The following is a 1,504-nucleotide window of genomic DNA, read 5'->3' on the forward strand; positions in this document are numbered from 1 at the left end:
CCTCCCCGGCCGAACCCCGCCCCGATCCGTCACCAACCTCTACCGCCACCAACAACGGATCACACCCCACACCAGGAACTATTTTCCCAGCTCAACACCCATGTTCGGTTGAGCAACAGGCACTCAAAGCTTTTTACGGCCTTCGGTCATAGTTGAGCCGGTTCGGGGTTCGGGTCGGCAGGTGTGTTTGTCGGCTGCCGGTTCCCGCGTTCACAACCCCGCCCCACCTCAGGCCTCTTCAACTCCAGCAAGTCAGAACAAGGACAAAGGGCCAGATCAAGAGCAAGATCAACGACACAAGCAAGATCAACAGCAAGATCAAGGTCAAACCCATGGTGAAGAGCCGGGCCTCCGGCGGGCCTCGGCAACCTCAGGGAAACTAGCGCCAGTCCCTCGGGTGGCCGATCTAGTCTCAGCGGCGGCGGTTTGTGGGGTGGTGCGGTCCGTTCCCCTCGGTCGCGTCGTCAGCCCGGGGGGTACAGCACCGGTGTCCGGGGGTAAAGTCCGCGCGCTGCGGTTTGCCGTGTGAGCTGCGGTTTTGTTCAGCGCGAACTTGACCCCCGGCCACCGGCACTGTAGGCGAAGCCCTGCCGACGCGACCGAGGGGAACGACCCTGTTGGTTTATTCGTCAGGTGGCAAGGGTGAGGGCGAGTTTGCCGAGGTGGCTTGTTCTGGTTCGGTCCAGGGGGTGGTGGTTCCAGTAGGCGTTGAGCCGGATCAGGTTGAGGGCGCAGGCGATGAAGACGTGTTGTAGTCGGGTTTTGTCGATGCCGCGGTAGCGGGCTCGGCGGATGCCGAGGTCGACGGCCTGGTCGATGGTTCCCTCGATGCCGGCGCGGGTGGCGTAGCGGGCCCGCCAGTGCTGGGTTTGCTGGACGGCGCGGGCGGTGGTCTGTAGCTCGTGGACCTCGCGTTGCGGCACGGTGAGTTGGCGGCGCCGGGCCTTGGAGGTGGTGCACAAGGCCCGGGCCGGGCAGGGGATGCAGTCGATACGGGCGAAGGACGCCACGATCTTTGCTTTGCGCTCTTGGACCACCGGGTTCCAGGTGGCACTGACTTTGCCTTGCGGGCAGGTCGCGGTCCGGGCATCGAAGTCGATGACGAAGGCGGCCCGGTCGTATCCGGCGCCGGCCCTGCCCTGGACAGAGGTGTCACCCAGCAGCGGGGTGACCAGGTCGATCTCGGCGGCCCGGGCGGCCAGTACATTATCGGCCGAGGCATACCCGGAATCGACGAAATGCTCGCCCGGGGCCAGCCCGCGTCCGTCCAGGACCTCGTGAACCTGGTTCACGACCACGGCATCGGGCACAGCCGCGTCGGTGGTCATGATGTTCGTGACGATGTGCGGCAGATCCCCGCCGGCCCGGCCCGGCTGCGTGGACGGGGCAGCGTCGCAGGCTTCGGAGATGTGGACCTTGTATCCGTTCCAGAACAGGTCATCGCCCTTAGCCGCCCAGCGTGTATCCAGATCGTAGGGTGAGGTCAGGCGCCCTTGAGCAGGCG

At 65.2% G+C, this 1,504-nt stretch carries 1 protein-coding gene; it reads right to left on the bottom strand.

All coding sequences use genetic code 11. The features are described from left to right. Positions 1-629 precede the first annotated feature (629 nt). On the bottom strand, positions 630-1,504 hold an 875-nt coding region (locus KGQ19_RS48565), incomplete at its 5' end, for a transposase (protein ID WP_212022423.1).

Source organism: Catenulispora pinistramenti (assembly GCF_018274385.1).
Classification (GTDB): domain Bacteria; phylum Actinomycetota; class Actinomycetes; order Streptomycetales; family Catenulisporaceae; genus Catenulispora; species Catenulispora pinistramenti.